The organism is Janthinobacterium sp. 344 (assembly GCF_900112025.1).
Lineage (GTDB): Bacteria > Pseudomonadota > Gammaproteobacteria > Burkholderiales > Burkholderiaceae_D > Janthinobacterium.
Map to the genome: position 1 here is coordinate 212,444 of NZ_FOKL01000001.1, position 23,333 is coordinate 235,776.

Sequence of the window (23,333 nt, forward strand, 5' to 3'; positions counted from 1 at the left end):
CATACCATGCATCGCACTCCCCGTTTCCGCCGCAGCCAGCTGGCCGCCGCCGTTCTGGCGCTGACCGCCATCACCACCGCCGGCGTGGCCATCGCCGCCCCCGCCGCCGCCAAAACCAGCCATGTCTCGGCCAGCCATGCGCCCGGCACCACCACGCAGCTGCCGCGCGGCGTCACGCCGCTGCACTACATCGTGTCGATCATGCCGGATGCCGCCGCATCCACCTTCAAGGGCCAGGTCGCCATCAAGGTCGCCATCGACAGGCCGACGGCCACCATCACCTTCAACGCGCTGGACCTGGCGTTTCCCGCCGCCGCCATCGAAGGCGCGGGCGGCACCAAGCAGGTGACGCGCAACATCGATTTCGATACGGACAAGCAGACGGCCACGGTGCATTTCGCCCAGCCGCTGGCCAAGGGCGAATACCTGCTGCGCATCGACTACAGCGGCAAGATCGGCACGCAGGCGACGGGCCTGTTCTCGCTCGACTACGACACGCCGCAGGGCCGCCAGCGCGCGCTGTACACGCAGTTCGAGAACTCGGACGCGCGCAGCATGCTGCCATCGTGGGATGAACCGGACTACAAGGCCACCTTCGATCTCAACGTGGTCGTGCCGAGCGGCCAGATGGCCGTCGGCAACATGCCGATCATCAGCAGCGAGGAACTGGGCAATGGCATGAAGCACGTGTACTTCGCCACCACGCCGCGCATGTCGACCTACCTGCTGTTCTTCGGCCTGGGCGACTTCGAGCGGGCGACCACGATGGCCGACGGCACCGAGATCGGCGTCATCACGAAAAAAGGCGCGCTGGCGCAAAGCCGCTTCGCGCTTGACGAATCAGCCGCCCTGCTGCGCGAATACAACGATTATTTCGGCGTGCGCTACCCGCTGCCCAAGCTCGACAACATCGCCGCGCCGGGCCGCAGCCAGTTCTTTGGCGCCATGGAAAACTGGGGCGCCGTCTTCACTTTCGAGTATGGCCTGCTGCTCGATCCGGCCATCTCGACCCAGGCCGACAAGGAAAACATCTACACCACGCTGTCGCATGAAATGGCGCACCAGTGGTTCGGCGACCTGGTCACCATGCGCTGGTGGGACGACCTGTGGCTCAACGAAGGCTTTGCCTCGTGGATGGAAGGCCGCACCACGCAGCGCTTGCACCCCGAGTGGAACACCGCCCTGGCCAACGTGGCCGGGCGCGAAGCGGCCATGAGCCAGGACGCGCTGCGCACCACGCACCCCGTGATCCAGCGCATCGCCACGGTGGAACAGGCCAGCCAGGCCTTCGACGGCATCACCTACCAGAAGGGCAAGGCGGTGATCGGCATGCTCGAAGCCTACGTGGGCGCCGACACCTGGCGCACGGCCGTGCGCAGCTACATGCGCAAGCATGCGTATGGCAATACCGTGTCGGACGACCTGTGGCGCGAAGTCGATGCGGCCGCCGGCAAGCCTGTCAGCGCCATCGCCCATGATTTCACCCTGCAGCCGGGCGTGCCGATGCTCACCGTGGGCGACGCCGTGTGCCGCAAGGGCAGCACGCGCGTGACCCTGCGGCAGACGGAATTTTCCAAGGACCAGGCGGATAAAAAACCGCTGTCGTGGCAAGTGCCCGTGATCGCCTCGACGGTCGGCAGCGGCAAACAGGCCACGGTGCTGGTAAAACATGGCAAGGCGACCTTGAACGTGCCGGGCTGCGGCGCGCTGCTGGTGAACGCGGGCCAGAGCGGCTACTACCGCACCCTGTACGCGCCATCCGGCACGCGCGCGCTGGCCGGCAGCTTTGCCCGCCTGGCGCCCATCGACCAACTGGGCCTGCTGGCGGACAGCCAGTCGCTGGGCCTGGCGGGCCTGCAGGCGCCGTCCGACTTCCTGGAACTGGTGAAGGCCACGCCGCTGTCGGCCGACCCGCAAGTGCTGGGCAAGATGGCGGCCGCGCTCAATAGCCTGTACGAACAGTACGCCGGCGACCCGGCGCGCCAGCAGGCATTTGCCCGCTTTGCCATGGCCCGCCTGGCGCCGATGATGGCGCAAACGGGCTGGGACGCGCGCGCCGGCGAAGCCTCCAGCGTGGCGACCCTGCGCGCCCAGCTGATCGCCATCCTCGGCGACATGGGCGAGCCTGGCGTGCTGGCCGAAGCGCGCCGCCGCTATGCGGCCAGCGAGCAGGACGGTGAGCACGACGGTGAGCAGAACAGTGAGCAAAATACGGCCGCCATGCCCGCGCCCCTGCGCCGCAGCATCCTGGGCGTGGTGGCGCAGCACGCCGACAGCGCCACGTGGGAGCAGCTGCATGCCAAGGCGCAGCGGGAAAAGACGCCGCTGATCAAGAACCAGCTGTACGACTTGCTGGCGGCCAGCGACGACCCGGCCCTGGCGCGGCGCGCGCTGGACCTGGCGCTGACGGATGAACCGGGCGTGACCAACAGCCCCGCCATGATCTCGCGCGTGGCGCGCACGCATCCGGAACTGGCCTTCGACTTCGCGCTGGCGCACCTGGAGCAGGTCAATGCGCGCATCGACGCCAGCTCGCGCAGCCGCTACTTCCCGCGCCTGGCCGCCGGCTCGGCGCAACCGCAGATGATCGCCAAGCTGCAAGCGTACGCGCAGGCGAACCTGCCCGCCAGTGCGCGCGGTGACGCCGACAGTGCCATCGCCGGCATCGCCTACCGCATCAAGCTGCGCGCCGAGCGCTTGCCGGCCATCGATGCGTGGCTGGCGAAACAGTCCAGTTAAACGGCGGTCCCGGCGCCAGCGGGCTGGGCCAACAATGGCGTCGGCTTGCGCCCGCTGGGCTAAGCCGGCCTACGCCGAGCGACGCCACCAGAGAGAAAACGGCAGGCAAAAAAAAACCGGCTTCGCAAGTCGCGGCAGCCGGTTGAAACGCTGTTTCAGAGCGCAGGGATAAACTGGGAAAGCTGGTAAAACAAACACAGCGGAAATCGTGCCGGTCATTGAGGTGTCCGGCAACCTTGGGCCCGGGGTTTCCGTGCGCCATGTATCCACTATGCCAGCCCTTCCTCGCGGCAGGCTTAGGACTTCATTAAATCCCCGGCCTGACGGTCGCTTTTCCTGTTCCCTGCCCTGCTTTCATTGCTATCAAAACAATTTTGACGTGTCTGGTGCCGATGGTTGAGCTCACCGGCTAAGCTGTTGAGTCATGCCTGCATCCTATCGCTCCCGGAGCGTAGTGATATGCGCAATGCATGCTGTGTGCCAACGAAAGCATCATAACAGCGGCATATGACCGCCCCATGACGCAGGCTAAACTTTGGCGCGTTCAAGCGCAGTTTTTAGCGCGCGTGGAACTGGTGCCGCTCACCCGCGCCGCGCACGGCGTCGACCAGCGCCAGCACGGCCGGCGTGTTGTTGCGTGGAAAGGCGTAAAAACGGGCATCGGGCAATGGCGGCAAGCCCTCTTCCACTCCCAGGATGCGCAAGCCGTCGCGCAACTGGCTGCGCGCCACGGGCGTCACGGCAAAGCCGGCCAGCGCGGCCGCCACGCAGCCGGCCATGCTGCCGCTGTCAAATGCCAGCCGCCAGGCGCGGCCCGCCTGCGCCAAGGCGACCAGCGCCGCTTCCCGGTACACGCACGGCGCGGGGAACAGCGCCAGCGGCACGGGCAGTTGCGCATCGGGCAGGCGGCCGGCCGCATACGCCCAGACCAGCGGCTCGGACCACAGCAATTCGCCCGCCCCTTCCGTCCGGCTGCATTGCTTGCCGAAAATGACATCGATCTGCTCGTGCGCCTGGCGCCGCAGCAGGTCGGCCGTGATGCCCACCTTCAACTCGATCGACGCTTGCGGATGCCAGCGCTGGAACGTCTGCAGCACTTGCGGCAGCCACGCGCCCGCAAAATCTTCCGACGCACCGAGGACCAGCCGGCCCTGCACCGATGCACCGCTGAGCCTGGCCCGCGCCTCGCGTTCCAGGTCGACGATATTGCGCGCATACATGTACAGCAGTTCGCCGGCCGCCGTCAGTTCCAGGCTGCGCGTCGTGCGCGCCAGCAACTGTTTGCCGGCGCTGTGTTCCAGGCGCTTGATATGCCCGCTGACGGCCGACGGCGTCAGCGCCAGGTTGTGCGCGGCCAGCGCGAAGCCGCCCGTATCGACCACTTCCAGCAGGCTGCGCAGGAGGACGATGTCCAGGGTCATTGCCGGCAAGGCGTGCATGGGCCGCTCCAATTCATCAAGATACACTCATAATATCGATGAATTCCTCACGAATCAACTGCATTGCCGGCGCTACCATGCAGTTCTCCCCCCACCTTCGTCAGGAATGCCATGCAAGACTATCACTACATCGCCACCCCGCTGCTGGACGTGGCTTACCTGGAATGGAATCCGTCCGGCAACCGCTGCGCCGTGCTCGTGCACGGCTGGCCCGACAGCCCGGAAAGCTGGACCGCCACGGCCGCCGCATTGGCCGCCGCCGGCTACCGCGTGCTGGCGCCCGCCCTGCGCGGCTTCGCGCCCACGCGCTTTCGCCATGCGGACACGCCGCGCAGCGGCCAGCTGGCCGCGCTGGGCCGCGACTTGCTCGACTTTATCGATGCCATGCGACTGGACCGGCCCTTGCTGGTCGGCCACGACTGGGGCGCGCGCGCCGTCGCCAACGCCTGCGGCTTGCGCCACGACGCGGCATCCGGCCTCGTCATGCTGTCGGTAGGCTATGGCACGAATGACCCGCGACAGGAGTTGTCTTACCAGCAGGCGCGCAACTACTGGTACCACTGGTTCATGGCCACGCCGCGGGGCCAGCATGCCGTCGAGCATGACCGCCACGCGTTTGCCCGCATGATGTGGGACAGCTGGTCGCCGGCCGGCTGGTACACGCAAGCGGATTTCGCGCAGGCGGGCCGCGCTTTCGACGGTCCCGACTGGGCCGAGGTGGTGCTGCACTCCTACCGCCACCGCTGGGCGTTTGCCGAAGGCGACCCCGCGTATGCGGCCGACGAAGCGCGGCTGCATCCGGCGCCCGTGCTGCAGGTGCCCACCCTGGTGCTGCACGGCGCGGCCGACACTTGCAACCACCCGGACAGCTCGGCCGGGCGCGAGCGCCATTTCAGCGGCGCCTACCAGCGCGTGCTGCTCGAAGGCATCGGTCACTTCCCGCAGCGCGAGGCGCCGCAGGCCGTGGCGGGCGCCATCCTGCTGTTTGTCGACGCACAGACACCCTCCATCTAATCCTTGCGCACGCGCTTGATGCCTGTCAGCTCGATCTCCACCCGGCGGTTCGGCTGCAGGCAGGCGATCAGGGCCGCGCGCGGCACCACCTGGTCGCAGGCGGCGACAGGCTCGGCCTTGCCTTTGCCGTACGCGCTGATGACGTTGGCGATGCCCTGCTCGCGCAACAACTGTTTCACCGTCAGCGCGCGCTTCTCGGACAGGGCCTGGTTATAACTATCGCTGCCGAGCCTGTCCGTATGCCCCGTCACGGACAAGGTATCGATCTGCACATAGCCCTGCTGCAGGCGCGCCGCCAGTTCGCGGATCTTTTCCAGTCCTTGCGGCAGCACGTCGGCCGGGCCGGCCTTGTCGAAGCGGAACAAGGCATCCATGTCGAGCGTGATGCGTTCATGCTCGCTGCGCGGCGGCAGGATTGCGGGCTGCGGGTCCGGCTTGGGCTGGTCGGCCGGGCACGCCGCAGCGGCGGACCGGGCCGCTGCCTGCGCGTCCTCGGCCAGCTGTACGTACGGATTCGCATGGCGCCAGCCCTGCTGCTTGTATTCATTGCCCGCATGGACCAGCTCCACTTCGCCGCACGCCACCTTCTGCGCCGCGCAGGCAAAGCCGGGCGACGCCCGCAGTTGGCCAAAGCCGGACCACAGGTCCTCGCGCAAGCGCGTGGCGTCGTTCACCAGCGGCGTGGCGTCGCCGGGATTGGGCGCGCTGCCGTCTTCCAGCGCGGCGACGATCTTCGCCGATTCCTGCAAGGCTTGCAGCGGGAAGGCCGAGCGGTCGTTGCGCGTGTATTCGTGGAAGGACACGTCGAGCCAGCATTGCGCCTTGGACAGATAATAATCGCCCACGCGCACGCCGCCGTCGTTGAGCTTCTTGATGCGCTCCTGCAGCAGCCGGTAAGCCTGCTGGTCGGCGGCAACGGCGCGGTCGCTGATGCGCAGCTCGGGCATGGCCAGCGGCGCCGCCGGCAAGGTGGTTGTGGCGGCCTGGGCCAGGCCCATGGCCAGCAGGCTGGCGAGCGGCAGCAGTGTCATCATCGGGTTCTTCGTCGGTGTCAGTGTGGGTGTCATGGTGGTTTTCATGGCCGGGCCAGGGTACGGTTGATGGTGGCGTCTTTGCCTTTGAACAGGTTTTCATCGAACTTGAAGCGCAGGCGCAGGTAGGGGCCGCGCGCCGTGTAGTCGGCGCCCGTCAGGTCGCGGTCGGAAAAGCCCGACCAGTTGTGGCCGGCCGACAGCCACAGGTTTTGCGCCAGCAGATAGCCCACTTCGACGCCGTTGGCCCACTGGCGGCTGCCCCCTTGCGGGCTGCCCATCACGGCCGCCAGCACGCCGATGTCCCAGTTCTTGCTGATGTCGTACACGGTGCGCCCGGAAAACAGCCACGCCGTGTATTTCTCCTGTCCCGCCGGCAAGTTCTTGTCGTTGTTGTGCTTGGCGGCCACGCGGCCCGTGAACCACCATGGACGGCTGGGGTGGTAATCGAGGTGCGTGGATACGATATGCGCGCGGTAATGGTCGCCATCGATCTGCGACTGGTCGCGCACCGTCTTGTACTCGTAGCGGGCCAGGCCATTGAAACGGTTGTCGTCGACAGGGCGCCAGGCAAAGCCCAGCTGTGCCCGGTCCTGCAGCACGTTGCCGACCGGCGCGCCGCTGGCGTCGTCGTGGTTGCGCGTGTACAGCAGGTAATTGCGCGCGAGGAACGTCCAGTCGCGGCTCAGCTTGCGCGCCCACGCGATGGTGTTGAGCCATTGATCCTGGCGCTGGTCGCCCGGCGCGATCTCGCTGTCGAACAGGCGCCGGTACTCAAGCTTGACGGAGCCGCGCCACAATGGATTGGTGGAAAAATCGAGCCCTGCCGCCACGGCCACGGCTTGCTGCTGCTGGCCGTTCATGACTTTCAGGTATTCGATATGCGTGTTCGCCGCCAGGCCTTCGCCCAGGTTCCACGTGTTGCGCAAGCCGGAGGCCAGTTGCAGGTCGCGCTGGTTGCTCAGGCTGTAATCGATGGCATCGCGCATGCGGTATTCGCCAAACACGGTGCCGCCCGGCATATAGCCCGTATCGGCGCCAGCGATAAAGCTGGTGCTGCGGTCGGCCGGATTGAGCGCATACGCGGATGCCAGTCCCGTCTGGTTTTCATAGCGCGCATACAGCCGGCTGCGTTCGGCCAGCTGGTATTGCGCGCCCAGGCCGTAGCGATGCTGGTCCGTGTCGGCGATGCTTTTTTCCACCTCGCCCGTCAGGGTCCAGCGGTCCGTGGCCTTGTACTGCGCGCCCAGACGCACGGTGGTGGCGTCGAGCGGCGCCGTGGTGCCGCCGCCGACACCGGGGTTGACGGGCGCAAACGTGGTGATGCTGCCGCCCGTGACGGGATCGATGGCCGTGTTCGCCGTGCCGTTGCCAAAAAAACCGCCCGTGGGATTGAGGCCCGTGCCCAGTGGCGACGTATTGGGCGCGATGCCGGCCGTCGATGGCATGCCGCCGCTCTCCTTCATGTGCTGGATGGACACGTCGAGCAACCATCGCTCGCTGGCGTTCCACGCCACGCCCAGGCGGGCCGCCTCGCGCCGCGCATCGGTGCTGCGCTCGTCGCTGCGGATGGCTTCGCCGTACACGGTGACGGCCGGGGTCAGCTTGTAGCCCGCCTTCAGCCCCGCCTCGCCGCGTCCGCCCGTGATGCCGGCCGCCGTGTTGTTGAAATCCTGGTCCGAGCGGCTCCAGAAGGCTTTCGCGTCGAGCTTGTCATCCTTGTGCTGCAGCTCGACCCGCGCCGCGTTGCCACTGACTTCATCGCGCAGCTCGCCCGCCTGGCCCGACGGCGTCGTGTAGACATTGCCGCCCGCGCTGTAGCTGGTGGACGTGGTGCGCGCCACTTCCAGCACCAGCAGACTGTGCTCGCCCAGCCGCACGCCCGCGTTAGCGCTGTGCAATTTGTACGGCGACAAGGGGTTCCTGTCTTCCACGGCCGACCCGCCGAGGGAAACCATCGTGCCCAGCTGCACTTGCCCATCCACGCCCAGGGTCCAGAATTTCTCGCCGCCCTGGTCCACCTCGTAGCTGATGCGGATCGATTGCGGGTCGCCATTCGGCGTGAGGGCAGGAATCGCCTGCTTGAACAGGATGCGCCCGCTGAACGGCTCGAAACTGTAATCCTCGAAACGCCGCAGCTGCGTCACCTGCAGGATGTTGCCATTCTGGTTCTTGTCGCGCACCACGATCTCGATCTTTTCCGAGTTTTCGATGGCGTCGTTGTTGCGCACGGCGAACGGCCCCGAAGTGCCGTTCGCCCGGTACTCTTCCACCACCTGCTTCAGGCTATCGTTGATGGCGAAGGCGTTGGCGACGATGCCGTCTTTTTCGTAATGGCCGCGCCCGCCCGTCGCCGTGCGGTTGTACTGGCCCAGTTTTCTCTGCTGCAAGTTGGCCACGGCGCCGCCGCCCGCCATCTGGCTGAAACCGTCGCCCGTGGCAAAGTCGCCGTACAGCACATAGCTTTTCTGCTGGTCGATGCGCACATACAGGCGGTCACTGGAGCGGGCGTCGAAATTGCGCACGGAACTGTCGCCATACACCGGGTAAAACTCTTCCGGATTGACGTCGCGCATCAGGCGCGCGCGCGTGTCCTTGTCGGAATCGTAGGCGGCCGTCAGCAGGGCGTCGCCGCGGATGGTGCCCTTCAGGAACATCGCCGCCCTGCCCGCCACGTTGGCCTTGCCATTGTTGAAGGCGCGGCTCCAGCGCTGGATGTCGCGCTCGAAACCGTCATTGAAGCGCGACGGCGCAATATCGCTGCTCGACAGGCTGCGCTTGCTGATGATGCCGTCGATCAAGCCGACGGCCAGCATGTCGCGCAATTCCGGCAGGAAGCTGATGGTGCCCTGCGCCGCCACGGCACCGGCCGACACGCGCAGCAGCACGTCCTGCGGCGTGGCCGGGGCCAGCAGGCTGAAGGTCGCCACGCCGTTTTCCACCGTCAGCTGCGTGCCGGGCGTGACCTTGTCCACGTCGCGCCGCTCCGGTCCCAGTTCATCGGTGCGCGCGCCGGGCAGCAGGATGCGCCCGCCGCTGGCCTCGATGGTCAGCAAGGCCGTGCCCGTCAATGGCTTGCCCTGCTCGTCAAACAGTGTCACCGTCACCTTGACGGGGCTCTGGCCATCGGCCGGCGCCTCGCGGTAGTCCGTCTCGACGGCGATGCGCGCCACGCCCCGGTTGATGGCGTAGTCGGCCAGGCCTACCTTGCCTGGGAAAAAGGTGGGCGCCACGACGCCAGGGCCGGCGGCGCTGTCCGGCAAGGGCATCTGCGCCTGGCCCGCTGCCGGGAAAGCCAGCAGCGCCAGCACGGCGGCCAGGCGCCGTGGCGCGGGAGGATGTTTCTTCATGACCTGTTTCTCTGTGGCGGCGCTGGCAAGCGGCACGTGATGGAAGGGAGGCTTATTGCGCATGACTGCCTCCTGCGGCTGGCGCCTTGGACGGCACGGCGGCTGGCGCGCGGGGCGCCACGACCGGCTGGTTGGCGCTGTCGGTCGCCTGCGCGGGCGCGCTGGCGGGCTGGCTGCTGAAACTCAGGCCCGGCCCCCTGCCCTCCCTTTCCACGCTGCGCACCTCGCCTTGCGCGCGGCGCGCCTTGACCTGTTCCAGCACGGGGTTCGAGCACGAGCCTTCGATGAAGTCGGCGCGCAGCAGCTCGCCATTCTTGGTATCGAGGAACAGGCTGTGCGGATCGCCCAGGTTGCGGTTCGACGCTTCCATCATGCGGCTGGCGCGTGGCAGGGTTGCGCCATCGACCTTGATCACATGGCTGTTCGGCGTGATGCCGCAATAGCTGTACTTGCCTTCCACGTCGGTGGTGAAGTTCGTGCCATCCTCCATGTACAGGCGCACGCCGGGGATGCCCAGTTCCTCCTCGTCCTGCACGTGGTTGTTGTTGCAGTCAACAAACACCTTGCCGGCGACGCAGGCATCCGTGGTGAACACGCCGCCCATCACTTTCACCTTGGCGCGCGCCTCGTTCGACGGCGGGCCGCTGGTGGTCGTGGCCTGGGCGCGGTTGACGCCGTCGCCCTGCAGCGAACCGACGCCCACGCGCAGGCGGTAGCGGAAGCTGGCGCTGGCGTTCGGCGCCAGCGATTCCAGCTTGAAGCTCAGCTGCGGGCCCGGCTTGCCGGACGGATCGGGCTGCACCACGTTGTTGCGCGTGGTGGTGCCGTCGATATAGCGGAAGCCGGCCGGCAGTTTATCGAGCACGCTGACGCCGAATGCCGTCGCCACGCCCGTGTTCTTCACCTCGATCGTGTATTGCAGGCTGTCGCCGATCTCGGCCTGCGCCTTGTTGACGCTCTTGCTGATCAACAACATCGGCTTGTCCGTCGTGTTGAACACCACGGGCGTGAAGCTGGGCGGCGTGGCGCCCGGCGTGGCCGGCAGCAGCAAGGTGTCGGACGAACTGGCCAGGGCCAGCACGCTGACGGGCGCCACCGGCGTGTTGCCGCCATCGCCACCGCTATAGCTGTGGCCGACGTTGCGCCCGCCCGCTTCCGTGCCCGGCATGGTGCTGGCATACACCTGGTTCAGTTGCGGCACGGTGGGAATCGCCGCCACGCTGCCGAAGTCGACCAGCACCGTGAAGACGATGTTGCAGCTTTCCTGCGGCTGCAGGTCGCCCTTGCCGTTCAGCAAACCAAACACCGTGACGCCGTTGAAGTCCTCGTTTGCCACGCAAGCCGTGGCGCCGGCCGGCCGCGCCGTGACGGCCAGGCTGCCCGGCTTGAAGGTGACGCTGGTGGCCGTCGGGAAGACGGCCTTCAGGTTTTCCGCCACCTGCACCATGGTCGAGGTCGGATAACCGGCCGGATAGCGGTTGGCCGCCTGCACCGTGTAGCTGATCTCGAACTTGCTGGCATCGACCTGCTGCTGGGCGGAAACAGCCTTGATGACGTCGACCACCTGGCGCAGCAAGACCACGGGCGTGGGCGTGTCCTCGCCCGTGAACGGCACGCCGCCCACGGTTTCCGACGCATTGCCATTGCGGTTCGGGTCGGCCTTTTCCGCCAGCGCGGCCACTTCCGCCGCCGTCGCCGCGGCACCCGCATGGCCGCCGCCATTGTTCGACGCGTCAAACACCAGGCTGCCCGCCGGCGGGGTGTAGGCCGGGTTGGCGGCGATGGCGCCGGCGCCTGGTGCCGGCGGCACGCTGATGCTGCCGCCCGCATTGGCGACATTGCCGCCCAGGGCGCTGGCAAACACGCTGTTGTTGTACTGCGGCGCGCTGGTCTCCGGCACGGTGATCTGCACGGTGAAGGTCACCACAGTCAGTTCGCCTTCGGCCAGGGCCGCGTCACCGCCGAACAGGCGCAGGTCGCCGCCGCCGCAACCGCCGGTAAATCCCGGGTTGACGGCCAGCTGCCTGCTGCCGGCGATGGCCGGCGCGGCTGGCGGCGTGACGATGCGGCACGCCACCGGTTCGGGGAAGGCGGCGCGCAGGCTGTCGAGCGCCTGCACGTTCGATGCCGTGCCCTTGCCCACGTTCCGCACCACCACGGTGTATGGCACGTTGAAGACCTTGGCCGACAGCTGCGTCACCTTGCCCACGCCCAGCGCCGCGCCGATGGCCGGGTTCGCCACTTCCGTGACGGCCGTGCAATCGGACGCTTGCGCGCAGCGCGGCAAGTCCGTGCCGGTGGGCACAATGGTATTGCTCAAGCTGCCGCTGGCGGCCACTTTCGCGCTGACGCTGACGGCGGCCACGGCATTGGGCGCCAGGCCCGCCGGCACCGTGCACACCAGCTTGTTGGCGGCCAGCGGTGCGCACACGGTGGGGGCCGCTGGCGTGACGGCGATGTCCGTCAGGCTGGCGGCCAGCTCATCCGTCAGGACGATGGCCGCCGTGCTGGCGCCGCTGCCACTGTTGGTGGCCGTGATGGTCCAGCTGACGGTGTCGCCGATGCTGGCGCTGGCCTTGTCCGCCACTTTTTTCACCATCACGCTGGGGCTGGTGACGTTGGTGGTGGTCTGGCAATCGGCTGGCGCCAGGCACAGCGGCGCGTCGGGGCCGGACGGCACGACGCTGTTGCGCGCGCTGCCTGCCTGGGTGACGGTGGCCGACACTTCCACGCTGGCTTCGCCGCCATTGCCGATCAGTCCGGCAGGCACGCTGCAGGTGAGCACATTGCCGGCCACGGGCGCGCAGGTGGCGCGCAGCGGCGTCACCACCACGTTCGTCAAGCCGGCCGGCAAGGTGTCGACCAGGGTCATGACGGCGCGCGTGGGACCGCTGCCCGTATTGCTGGCCGTGATGGTCCACGCCACGGTGTCGCCCACGTTGGCGCTGGCGCGGTTGGCGATTTTCTTCACCGCCACTTTCGGCCCCGTCAGCACCACGCCCGATTCGCAGCTGCTGGCCTGGGCGCAGGCCGGATTATCGGGACCGCTCGGCATGACCCGGTTCGACAAAATGCCTTCCACGGTGCCGGTGGCCGTCACGCGCACGCTGCGCGCGCCATTGCCGGCGGCCAGCTGGCCTACCGCAATGCGGCAGCTTTGCACGCTGTTCGCCACCCAGCTGGCCAGCGGCGGACACGTCACGCCGGCGTCGGCGCTGACGGCCAGCACGGAGATATTCGCCGGCAGCAGATCGGCCAGGGTCACGATGCCCGCATTGGCCACGCCGCCGCTGTTGACGGCCGTGATGGTCCAGACGATGCTGTCGCCCACGTTGGCATTGACCGTGCTGGTGCTCTTGCTGACGCGGATGACGGGACCCGGCATGGTCACTGTTGCCGTGTTCGGCAAGTCATTCGCCACTTCCGTGGAGCTGGTGGCGATGATGCTGACGATGGTCGACACATTGCTGGCCGGCTGGATATACGACAAGCCAAAGCTGTGCACCTCGTTCGGCGCCAGGCTGGACGGCAAGCCCTGTAGCGTCAGCATGCCGCTGACAGCGTCGTAGCTGCCCGCGGCGCCGCTCAGGGTCACGCCCATCAGGCCTTGCGCCAGTTTCAGGCTGTACGTCACGTTCTCGGCGGTGCCGGGGCCGATGTTGCTGAAGGTCACGATACCGTTGATCTGGTCGCCCGCATTGGTGGTGCCGGGGAAACCGTTCAAGGTGGTGGTCACGTCGACCAGCAGCTTGATGGCCGTGGTGCTGGTCGTGCAATCGGCGGCCTGCACACACACAGGATTGTCGGGGCCGGCAGGCAGCACCGTGTTTTGCAGCACGCCGGCCGCGCTCACCGTGGCGCGCAGCACCACTTGCGCCTGTCCGCCCGGCGCCAGGCCCGCCGTCACGCTGCACGTGACGATATTGCCGGCCACGGGCGCGCAGGTGGCCAGTTGCGTCGACAGCACTTGCGCGCCGCTGACGCCGGCAGGCAGGTTATCGGTCAGCACGATGGCGGACCTGGTCGCGCCCGTGCCGGTATTGCTGGCGGTAATCGTCCAGGTCAGCAAGTCGCCCACGCTGGCGCTGCTCTTGTCGACGCTCTTGCGCACCGTCACCTGCGGCGCCACCAGGGTGGTGGTGGCCTGGCAGGCGCTGGCCGTGTCGCAGGCGGGATTGTCGCCACCGGCGGGCACGACGCGGTTCGACAGCTTGCCGCCCAACGATCCGCGGCCCGTGACGACGACCTTGCGGCTGCCATTGCCGGCGGCCAATTGACCAGCCGCCACCGTGCATGCCTGCACGCTGCCGGGCGCCCAGCTGGCAGCCGGCGGACACGCCACGCCCGCATCGGGCGTGACGCTGACAATGACTATATTCGCGGGCAAGACGTCGCTGATGACGACCGGGTTTTGATTCGGCAAGTTGCCCGTGTTGACCGCCGTGATGGTCCAGCTCAGGAGATCGCCCACGGCCGCATTCGTCTTATCGACCGTCTTGCTGACGCGGATCACGGGGCCCGGCAGATTCGTCGTCGCCGTGTTCGGCAAGTCGTTGACGATTTCCGTGGAACTGGTGCCCACCACGCTGGTGATGCGTGAACTGTTGCTGGCCGGCTGCGTATAGAACAGGTTGAAACTGGCACTTTGTCCGCTGATCAGGGTGGTCGGCAAGCCGCTCAGCACGAACAGGCCCGTGCCGCTGTTGTAGGCGCCGCTGATGCCGGGCGCGCCGCTGATGGCGCTCAGCGACACGCCGGCCAGGCCCGTTTCCAGCTGCAGGCTGTAGCTGACATTGTCCGCCACGCCCGGGCCGGAATTGGCGAACGTCACCACGCCACGGATGGCGTCGCCCGCATTGCTGCTGGCGGGGAAACCGTTCAGGGTGGTCGTCACGTCGACCAGCAATGTCGATACCACCGTGGTGGTCTGGCAATCGCCGGGCACGGCGCAGGCGGGATTGTCCGGCCCGCCAGGCACCAAGGCGTTCACCAGGCTGCCCGACAGCGTGGCCGTGGCGCTCAGTTTGACGCCGGCGCTGGCGCCGGCGGCCAGGCCGGCCGGCACGCTGCACGTGACGACATTGCCCGCCGGTACGGCGCAGGTGGCGGGCGCCACCGGCGTGACCAGCACGTTCGCCAGGCCCGCAGGCAAGGTATCGCCGAGGGTGGCGATGGCCGTGCTGGGTCCCGTGCCGGTATTGCGCAAGGTCAAGGTCCACGTCAGGGTGTCGCCCACGCTGGCCACCGTCTTGTCGACGGTTTTGCTGGCCGTCAGCAGCGGCGAACTGACTGTGCTGGTGGTGCCGCAATCGCCCGCCTGCAGGCACACGGGCGTATCCGGGCCGCTGACGCTGACGCTGTTGGCCAGCGTGCCGGCGGCGACGGCGCGCGCCGTCACCTGCAGCGTGGCGGCGCTGCCGGCGGCCAGGCCGGCCGGCACGCTGCACGTGAGGACATTGCCCGCCAGCGGCGCGCAAGTGACGGGCGCGGCGGGCGTGACGACGAGATTCGCCAGGCCGGCCGGCAAGGTGTCGGTGATGGTGGCAACGGCCGTGCTGGCGCCCGTGCCCGTGTTGGCCAGGGTGATGGTCCAGCCCAGGCTATCGCCGATATTCAGCGCCGTCTTGTCGACGGTCTTCTTCAGCGCCAGGGCCGGGCTGGTGATGGTGGTGCTGGTCTGGCACGTGCTGGCCTGGAAGCAGGCGGGATTGTCCGGACCGCTCGGCATCAGCTGGTTGGCCAGGGTGCCGCCCGCGCTAGCCTTGCCGGTCAGCACGATCTGGCGCTGGCCATTGCCCGCCGCCAGCTGGCCGATGGCCACGCTGCAGCTCTGCTGGCTGTTGGCGACCCAGCTGGCCAGCGGCGGGCAGGTCACGCCGCTGTCGGGCGTGACGGCCGTGATGACGATATTTGGCGGCAGCAAGTCCGTCAAGACCACGGCGCCCTGGTTGGCCAGGCTGCCCGTGTTGCTGGCCGTAATCGTCCAGATGATTTCCTCGCCGACGTTGGCGATGGCCTTGTTGGCCGTCTTGCTGACGCGGATGATGGAGCCGGGCATGGTGACGGTCGCCACGTTCGGCTGGTCGTTCGCCACTTCCGTCGAGGTGGTGGCGATGCGGCTGACGACGGTCGACAGATTGCTGGCCGGCTGGATATAGCCGAGCTGGAAGCTGAAACCCTGCCCCGGCGCCAGGGTGGCGGGCACGCCGGTGAAAGTCGCCAGTCCGGTGCCCGCATTGTAGCTGCCCGTCACGCCATTGAAGGTGACGCCGGCCAGGCCGGGCGCCAGCTGCACGCTGTAGCTCACGCCTTCGGCCGCGCCGGGGCCGATATTGCTGAAAGTGACCGTGCCGCCGATATTGTCGCCCGCATGCGTGCTGCCGGGGAAACCGTTCAGCGTGGTGGTCACGTCGACCAGCAGCTTGACGGCCGTGCTGGTGGTGCTGCAATCGCCGGCCTGCAGGCAGGCCGGGTTGTCCGGACCGCTCGGCACCACGCTGTTGACGAAGGCGCCGGCCGCGTTGGCCACGCCCTTGACGAGGATGTTCAAGGTGGCGCCCGCCGCCATGCCGGCGGGAATGGAACAGACAAGCTGGTTGCCGTTCGGCACGGCGCACGTGGCCGGCGATGCGGGCAATACTTGCCACACGGTCAGGTTGGCCGGCAAGGTATCGGTCAGGGTGATGACGCCGCGCGTCGCGCCCGTGCCCGTGTTGGCGACGGCAATGGTCCAGGTCAGCGCATCGCCCACATTGATGTTGCTCTTGTCGACCGTCTTGCGCACGGCCACTTGCGGGCTGAGGATGGTGGTGGTGGTCTGGCACGACGCGGCCTGCGCGCAGGCGGGATTGTCCGGTCCGCTCGGCAGCACCTTGTTGCCCAGGCTGCCGCCCGCCGTGCCCGTGGCGCTGATGGTGATGCTGCGGCTGCCATTCACGGCGGCCAATTGGCCGGGAGCAATGGTGCACGCTTGCGCGCTGTTGGCCAGCCAGCTGGCCAGCGGCGGACACGTCACGCCCGCGCCCGGCGTGACGGACAGCACCGTCACGTTGGCGGGCAGGATGTCCGTCAGCGTCACCACGCCCAGGTTGGCCAGGCTGCCCGTGTTCGTGGCCGTGATGGTCCACGTCACCGTCTCGCCCACGTTGGCCGTCGCCTTGTCGGCCAGTTTCGTCACGCGGATGATGGGACCGGGCACGGTCGCCATGGCCGTGTTCGGCAAGTCGTTCGCCACTTCCACCGAGGTGGTGGCAATCGTCGACGTCACCATCGACAGGTTGTCGGCCGGCTGCGTGTAGCTGACGTTGAAACTGGTGCTCTGGCCATTCGCCAGGGTCACGGGCAGGCCGGACAGCGTCACCAGGCCCGTGGCCGGATTGTAGCTGCCGACGGCGCCCGTCAAGGCGACGTTCGCCAGGCCCGGCGTCAGCTGCAGGGTGTACGTGACGCCTTCGGCGGGACCGGGCCCCACGTTGGCATACGTGACGATGCCGGAAATGCTGTCGCCGGCCAAAGTATTCGGCGGGAAATTGTTCAAGGTGGTGGTGACGTCGACCAGCAGCTTGACCACTGTGGTGGTGGTGCCGCAATCGCCGGGCAGCGCGCAGGCGGGATTGTCGGGACCGCCCGGCACCACGCTGTTGACGGCGGCGCCGGCCAGGGTGGCCGTGGCGCTCACGAAGATGCGCGCGGAAGCGCCGGCGGCCAGGCCGGCCGGCACGCTGCACGTCAGGGTCGCGCCGGCCAGCGGCGCGCAGGTGGCGGGCGACTGCGGGCTGATCACGACGTTCGTCAGGCCGGCCGGCAAGGTGTCGCTCAGGGTCACGCTGCCCGTGCTGGCGCCCGTGCCGCTATTGCTGACGCTCAAGGTCCAGGTGATCGTCTCGCCCACATTGACCGTCGCCTTGTCGACGCTTTTCTTCACCGCCACGTTGGGGCTGGTGACGGTGGTCGTCGTCTGGCAGGCGCCCGGCGTGGCGCAGACGGGATTGTCGGGGCCGGACGGCAGCAGGCTGTTGGCCACCGTGCCGGGCGCATTGGCCACGGCTTTCACGACGACGCTCGCTTCCGCATTCGCGGCCAGGCCGGCCGGCACGCTGCACGTCAAGGTGGTACCGGCGGGCACGCCGCACGAGACGGGCGCGACAGGCAATATCTGCAGCGCGCCCACGTTGGCGGGCAAGCTGTCCGTCAGGGTGATGACGGCATTCGTCGGGCCGCTGCCGTTGTTGCGCGCCTTTAAGGTCCAGGTGATGGTGTCGCCCAGGTTGACGGTGGCCTTGTCGACGCTTTTCGTCACGGCCACGCTGGGGCTGGTCACGGTGCTGGTGGTGGCGCAATCGGCGGGCGTGGCGCAGGCCGGGTTGTCGGGGCCGGACGGCACGACGCTGTTGGCATAGGTGCCGGCGGCGGCAGGCTGGGCCGTCACAGTGAACCCGGCGACGCCGCCATTGGCGGCCAGGCCGGCCGGCACGGTGCAGCTGAGGATATTGCCCACTGGAACAGCGCAGGTGGCGCCGCCCACCAGGGCCACGTTCAGGCCCACCAGGTTGGCCGGCAGGGTATCGGTGAGGGTGATGGGCGCCGTAGTGGCGCCATCGCCGCTGTTCGTCGCCGTCACGCTCCAGCTCAGGGTGGCGCCGATATTCACGGTGGCATGGTCGACGGTTTTCTTCACCGCCACTGTCGGGCTGGTGATGGTGCTCGTCGTCTGGCACACGCTGGCCGAGCTGCAGGCCGGGTTGTCGGGACCGCCGGGCATGATGCGGTTCGACAGGCTGCCGCCCGCCGTCGCATGCGCGGTGATGGTGACGGTGCGGCTGCCGTTCACGGCCGCCAGCTGGCCGGCGGCGACGGTGCACGTCTGCGTGCTCGACGCCACCCAGCTGGCCAGCGGCGGACACGTCACGCCCGGTGCCGCCACCACGCTCGTCACCACCAGGTTCGGCGGCAGCAAGTCGGCCAGGCTGACGATGCCCTGGTTGGCGATATTGCCCGTATTGCTGGCCGTGATCGTCCAGGTGATGTCTTCGCCCACGTTGGCCGTGGCCTTGTTGGCCGTCTTGGTGACGCGCACGTTCGGTCCCGGCACCGTCACCCTGGCCATGTTCGGCAAGTCGTTCGCCACTTCCGTCGAGGTGGTGGCGATGATGCTGGTGACGGAGGAGATATTGCTGCCCGGCTGGGTGTACGACAGGTTGAAGCTGAATGTCTGCCCCGATGCCAGGGTCACGGGCAAGCCCGTGAAGGTGACGAATCCCGTGCCTGCGTTGTAGCTGCCGCTCACGCCGGTGACGGAGACGCCCGCCAGGCCCGTGGCCAGTTGCAGGCTGTACGTCACGCCTTCGGCCGCGCCCGGCCCCTGGTTGGCGTAGGTGACCACGCCAGCGATGATATCGCCCGCGTTCGAGGTGCCGGGGAAACCGTTCAAGGTGGTGGTGACGTCGACCAGCGGCTTGCTGACGACGGTCGTCGTCTGGCAGGCGGCCGGCGCGAGGCAGCTGGCGCCATTGCCGCCCGACGGCAGCACGCTGTTGATGAAGTTGCCCGCCGCCGTGGGGCTGGCGCTGATGCTGACCTGGGCGCTGGCGCCCGCTGCCAGGCCGGCCGGCACCGTGCACGTGAGCGTATTGCCGGCCAGCGCCGCGCAGGTGGTGGGAGCCGTGGGCGTGACGACGATGGCGGCCAGGTTGGCGGGCAAGGTATCGGTCAGGGTCAATGCGGCCGTGGTGGCGCCCGTGCCACTGTTCGCGGCGCCCAGGGTCCATTGCAGCGTGTCGCCCACGGTGGCGGCCGCCTTGTCGACGCTTTTCTGCACGCGCACCAGGGGGCTGACGACGCCCAGCGGGTCGCTGTCGACATTATTCGCCGGCACGGGATCGAGCGTGGTGCTGCCGGCCGTGGTGGTGATCGTCAGGCTGCCGCTGGCGGGCAGGTTGAAGGTGGCGCTGCAATTGATGCGCGAGCCGGGAATGAAGGGCGCGGCAGGCACGTTGCAGCTGGGCGTGGTACCGGCCGGCAAGCCGCTCATCACGCAGGTGGGCACGGCCGCGTTGTCGGGGCCGTTATTCGTGCACACGCCCGTGACAGTGATGGCGCTGCCCGCATTGTAGGGGCCGGGCGGCACGGTGGTAACGGCTTGCATGTCCGCCTGCAGGCGGCGGTTGCTGATGGTGCACGCAACGGGCGCGTCCGGCATGGTGAGATTGCCCGATGCGGCCGCGCCGCTGGCGATGACGGCGGCCGTATCCGTGCGCACGCAACTGTAGCTGCTCTGGTACTGCGCCAGCGCGGTGCCCGTGCCCGCGCTTTCCGCGAACGTCGCCACGTTACCCACGCGCACCACGGCGCTGGCCGTGGCGCCATTGCCGCCCTGCGCGCCAGGCGTGCCGTTGGCGTTCATGATGAACAGGCCGGCGTCGCTGACGGGCGCCAGCGCCTTGGTCACCGTCAAGGTATTCGTCCTGACGGTGGCCGTGGTGCTGCTGCTGTTGTTGCTCAGGTCGCTATCCGTCTCGTTCGGCGAGACGGTGACATTCGCCGTGTTGACGATGCTGGCCGCGTCGCCGGGCGTGGCCGTGATGGTCACTGTCAGATACGCGCCGCTGGTGGGGTCGCTGACGGCGGCATTCAAGGGCAAGGCGCCCATGGTGATGGTCACGCTGTTGCTGCCGGCCCCCGAGGTTTTCGTGCCGCACGAGGCCGTGCCGCTGGCGGCGCACGTCCAGCTGACATTGCTCAGGGTGGCGGGCAGCACGTCGCTGAAGGTGGCGCCCGTGCTGACGGCCGGTCCCCGGTTCCACACCTTCATGGTGTAGCTGAAGGGCTTGCCAACGGAAAACGTGGCAGGTCCGACCTTGCCCACGGCCAGGTCGGTCTTGGCGTTGGTGCAACTGGTATAGGAACTGGCCTGGCCGGGATCGCGCAACTGGGAAGCGGGAATGATTTCCGTGACATTGTCGGGACGCGTCCAGCGCATGTGCAAATAATTGATGCCGCCGACGTTATTCCACAGGACGCGGGCCAGATAACAGCCCCCTGGTGTGGCGCTATTGAAATTGCCGGCCAGATTCTGGAAATCCGTTTCATTATTCGAATATTCGGCCACGCTGCCGACGGCCACGTTATACACGGCGCCGCGGTAATTGGTCGAATACTGGGTGGAAAAATCGACTTTCACGTCATCGTCGTGCGCCACGCTGAACTTATAGTTGCCCGCTTGCGGAAATACCACCAGCGTGTACATCGCGCGGCCCATGATCCACGCGCGGCAGGCAGGCGACGTCTGCTGCGTATCGAGGTTGCATAGCTGGCCCGGAGCGGCAGACGAGCCATTGGCCCAGTCCAGCTGGGCCGAGCTCCCCGTGCGCGCCGCGTTGGCGCCGGGATTGGCGGCCAGCGCCATCAGGCTGGCCAGCCTGGCCGTGCTGCCGGCGTCGAAGCCATTGTTGTAATTGGGCGTGAGCGGATTGGCCGGCACGCGGTCGATACCGCGGTAATCCTCCCAGAGCACCTGCGCGCTGGCGGGCGCCGCGGCGCCCAGCAAGATGGCGGCCAGCGCCAGCAGCGGCGTGCGGCGGGCATGCGTGACGCCGGCGGAAAAACGGGACGCGCCGACAAGGTCGGTCACAAGGCGGATGGCACGGCGGGCAATGGCGGCAACAGGCGGACGCGGGGCGGGCGAGACGGAGTTCTGGCGGCCGGCATGCACCGTACCCTGTGATTTTTTTGTCATGTTGTTCGCTATGAAATGTTCCTCTGCAAGGCGCAGATCGATATTAAAATGTCATTAAATTGACACAATTATATGGACAAGTAACAGTTCAAGCGTACGTGACGGCGGCTTTTTTTGCTTCCAACAAAGAAATTAAATTTATTCGTTGATATTTCGCAACACATTCCTTTAATTAACATGCTGATCAAGTCGACATTCTCGATTGATGCCTATACTGATCGACTCAACTGATTATTTAAATTATCAATTACATAATCATGAGAAACTATCAAATACATAGTTTGTTTTCCAAATGCAATTATTAATTCTGATTGTCACTGATTATTTCAAGGCGCCACCGCTATTACATCCACAATAAAATATTAATCAAAAGATATTGATAATATTTCTCTCGCCAGATTTTCTTTCTTTTCAATAGTCAATACCAATTTTCATTTCCAGACGCCGCTTTCACTGCTGAGTTAGGCATCGCCGTACCCGACTGGTCTTGTTTTGCAGGCAGCTTGCCGGCGCAACAATCCACGGCGGCGCGAACAGGGCTGGCCCCTGGCCCGCCCGATCGCTTACCATTGGCACATTGCCCACCGCGCCATCACTGCCTGCCCATGCCCTTCCAGCAATCCTCATCGATGCCGACTCCCCGCCGCCGCGCCCTGCTCGCTTGCGCCTGTGCCTGCGGCTGGCTGGCGGCCTGTTCGCCATTCGCCCCGCCGCCCGCCGCGCTGGCGCCAGTGCCGGCCACGCAGGCGGGCGCGATGCCGGCGCCCGCGTGGCAGCAGCCTGGCATGCGCCTGCTGCAGATCGACCCGCAAGCGTCCCTGCTGACCATTACCGTGCGCCGCGGCGGCGCGCTGGCGCGCCTGGGCCACGACCACGTGATCGCCAGCCGCACGCTGCAAGGCGTGGTGGCGCCCGCGCCGGGGCGCGCCGCCTTCCGGTTCCGGCTGGACGAGATGAGTGTGGATGAGGACGGCCTGCGCCAGGCGACAGGCCTGACGACCACGCCGTCGGCCGACGCCATCGCCGGCACGCGCCAGAACATGCTGGTGCGCGTGCTCGACGCGGAACGTTATCCGTGGGTGCGCGTCGACGCCCGGCGCATCGACGCCCGGCGCATTGGCGACAGCGAGGCGCTTGACGCCGACATCACCGTGCACGGCGTGACGCGCGCGGTGCAGGTGCCCGTGCGCATCGAGGCAGGCGCCGACGGCGGCAGCCTGCAGGCCAGCGGCACCCTGCTGTTGAAGCAGAGCGATTTCGGCATCGTGCCGTTCGCCATCCTGGGCGGCGCCATGGCCGTGCAGGACCAGATGGAACTGGCCTTCCGCATCACGGCCAGGCGCGAGGCCGGCGCGATCAGCGCGCCAGGATCAGGCGCAAGCCCAGGGCGATGAAGATGCTGCCGGCCACGCGGTCGAGCCACAGGCCGGCGCGCGGGCGGCCGTTCAGCCAGGCGCCGACGGCGCCGGAAAAGTAGCCAAGCAAGCCGAACAGCACACACGCCTGCGCCGTGAACACCAGGCCCAGCTGCGCCGTCTGCCAGCTGGCATTGCCCTGTCCCGCGACGATGAACTGCGGCAGGAACGAGAGGAAGAACAGCACGACTTTCGGATTGATACTGTTGGCAAACAGGCCCTTGCCGAACAGGCGCAGCAGCGATTCATCGGGCAAGGCCGCCGCGCCATCGACTTTCGCGCCGCCCCGGCTGCGGATGGCGCCGATGCCCAGCCACACCAGGTACAGGCCGCCGGCCACTTTCAGGGCCGTAAACGCCGTGGGCGAGGCGGCCAGCAGCGCCGATACGCCGATGGTCGCCAGCACGGTGTGCGTGAGGCAGCCGAGGGCGCAGCCCAGGCCGAACGCCATGCCCTGGCGCCGCCCGCGCGACATGCCCACGCCCAGCACCATCAGGTTATCGGGGCCGGGGCTGGCGGTGATGAGAACGGCGGCGGCCAGGAAGGCCAGGAACTGGTCGGGACTGAGCATAATGACTCGCAGGCAAAAGGCGACATGATACCGGAGCCCG

General features: G+C 67.3%; 8 protein-coding genes. 3 read left to right on the forward strand and 5 right to left on the reverse strand.

Annotation, left to right across the window (positions count from 1 at the left end; translation table 11 throughout):
* Nucleotides 1-6: 6 nt before the first annotated feature.
* Nucleotides 7-2,739, forward strand: coding sequence for a M1 family metallopeptidase (locus tag BM193_RS00980; protein ID WP_092794544.1), 2,733 nt, complete (start codon nucleotides 7-9; stop codon nucleotides 2,737-2,739).
* A gap of 557 nt (nucleotides 2,740-3,296) precedes the next feature.
* On the opposite strand, the gene BM193_RS00985 is transcribed toward BM193_RS00980, so the two are convergent.
* The gene (locus BM193_RS00985; protein WP_092794546.1) at nucleotides 3,297-4,178 is read right to left on the reverse strand and encodes a LysR substrate-binding domain-containing protein; all 882 of its coding nucleotides are present in this window, start codon (nucleotides 4,176-4,178) and stop codon (nucleotides 3,297-3,299) included.
* A 111-nt stretch (nucleotides 4,179-4,289) separates the two neighbouring features.
* Here BM193_RS00985 and BM193_RS00990 point away from each other — a divergent pair, with 111 nt between their 5' ends.
* Nucleotides 4,290-5,192, forward strand: coding sequence for an alpha/beta fold hydrolase (locus BM193_RS00990; RefSeq protein WP_092794548.1), 903 nt, complete (start codon nucleotides 4,290-4,292; stop codon nucleotides 5,190-5,192).
* Here the strand turns inward: BM193_RS00990 and BM193_RS00995 are convergent.
* The 3 genes from BM193_RS00995 to BM193_RS01005 are packed head-to-tail and all read right to left on the reverse strand — an operon-like array spanning nucleotide 5,189 to nucleotide 21,307.
* Nucleotides 5,189-6,259 (reverse strand): OmpA family protein, encoded by a 1,071-nt coding sequence (locus BM193_RS00995; RefSeq protein WP_139175986.1) that lies wholly within the window; start codon nucleotides 6,257-6,259, stop codon nucleotides 5,189-5,191. The two genes, BM193_RS00990 and BM193_RS00995, sit on opposite strands and share 4 nt — an antisense overlap.
* 8 nt (nucleotides 6,260-6,267) lie before the next feature.
* The gene (locus tag BM193_RS01000; protein ID WP_092794554.1) at nucleotides 6,268-9,636 is read right to left on the reverse strand and encodes a hypothetical protein; all 3,369 of its coding nucleotides are present in this window, start codon (nucleotides 9,634-9,636) and stop codon (nucleotides 6,268-6,270) included.
* Entirely contained in the window at nucleotides 9,626-21,307 is an 11,682-nt protein-coding gene (locus BM193_RS01005) for a DUF11 domain-containing protein (protein ID WP_092794557.1), read from the reverse strand. The genes BM193_RS01000 and BM193_RS01005 overlap by 11 nt, the downstream gene beginning before the upstream one ends.
* 629 nt (nucleotides 21,308-21,936) lie before the next feature.
* Here BM193_RS01005 and BM193_RS01010 point away from each other — a divergent pair.
* Nucleotides 21,937-22,701, forward strand: a complete 765-nt coding sequence (locus BM193_RS01010; protein WP_254785763.1) for a YceI family protein — start codon at nucleotides 21,937-21,939, stop codon at nucleotides 22,699-22,701.
* Here BM193_RS01010 and BM193_RS01015 read toward each other — a convergent pair.
* On the reverse strand, nucleotides 22,664-23,293 hold the full coding sequence (locus BM193_RS01015) for a LysE family translocator (RefSeq protein ID WP_175533116.1): 630 nt from the start codon (nucleotides 23,291-23,293) through the stop codon (nucleotides 22,664-22,666). The genes BM193_RS01010 and BM193_RS01015 overlap by 38 nt on opposite strands.
* Between the last annotated feature and the right edge of the window lie 40 nt (nucleotides 23,294-23,333).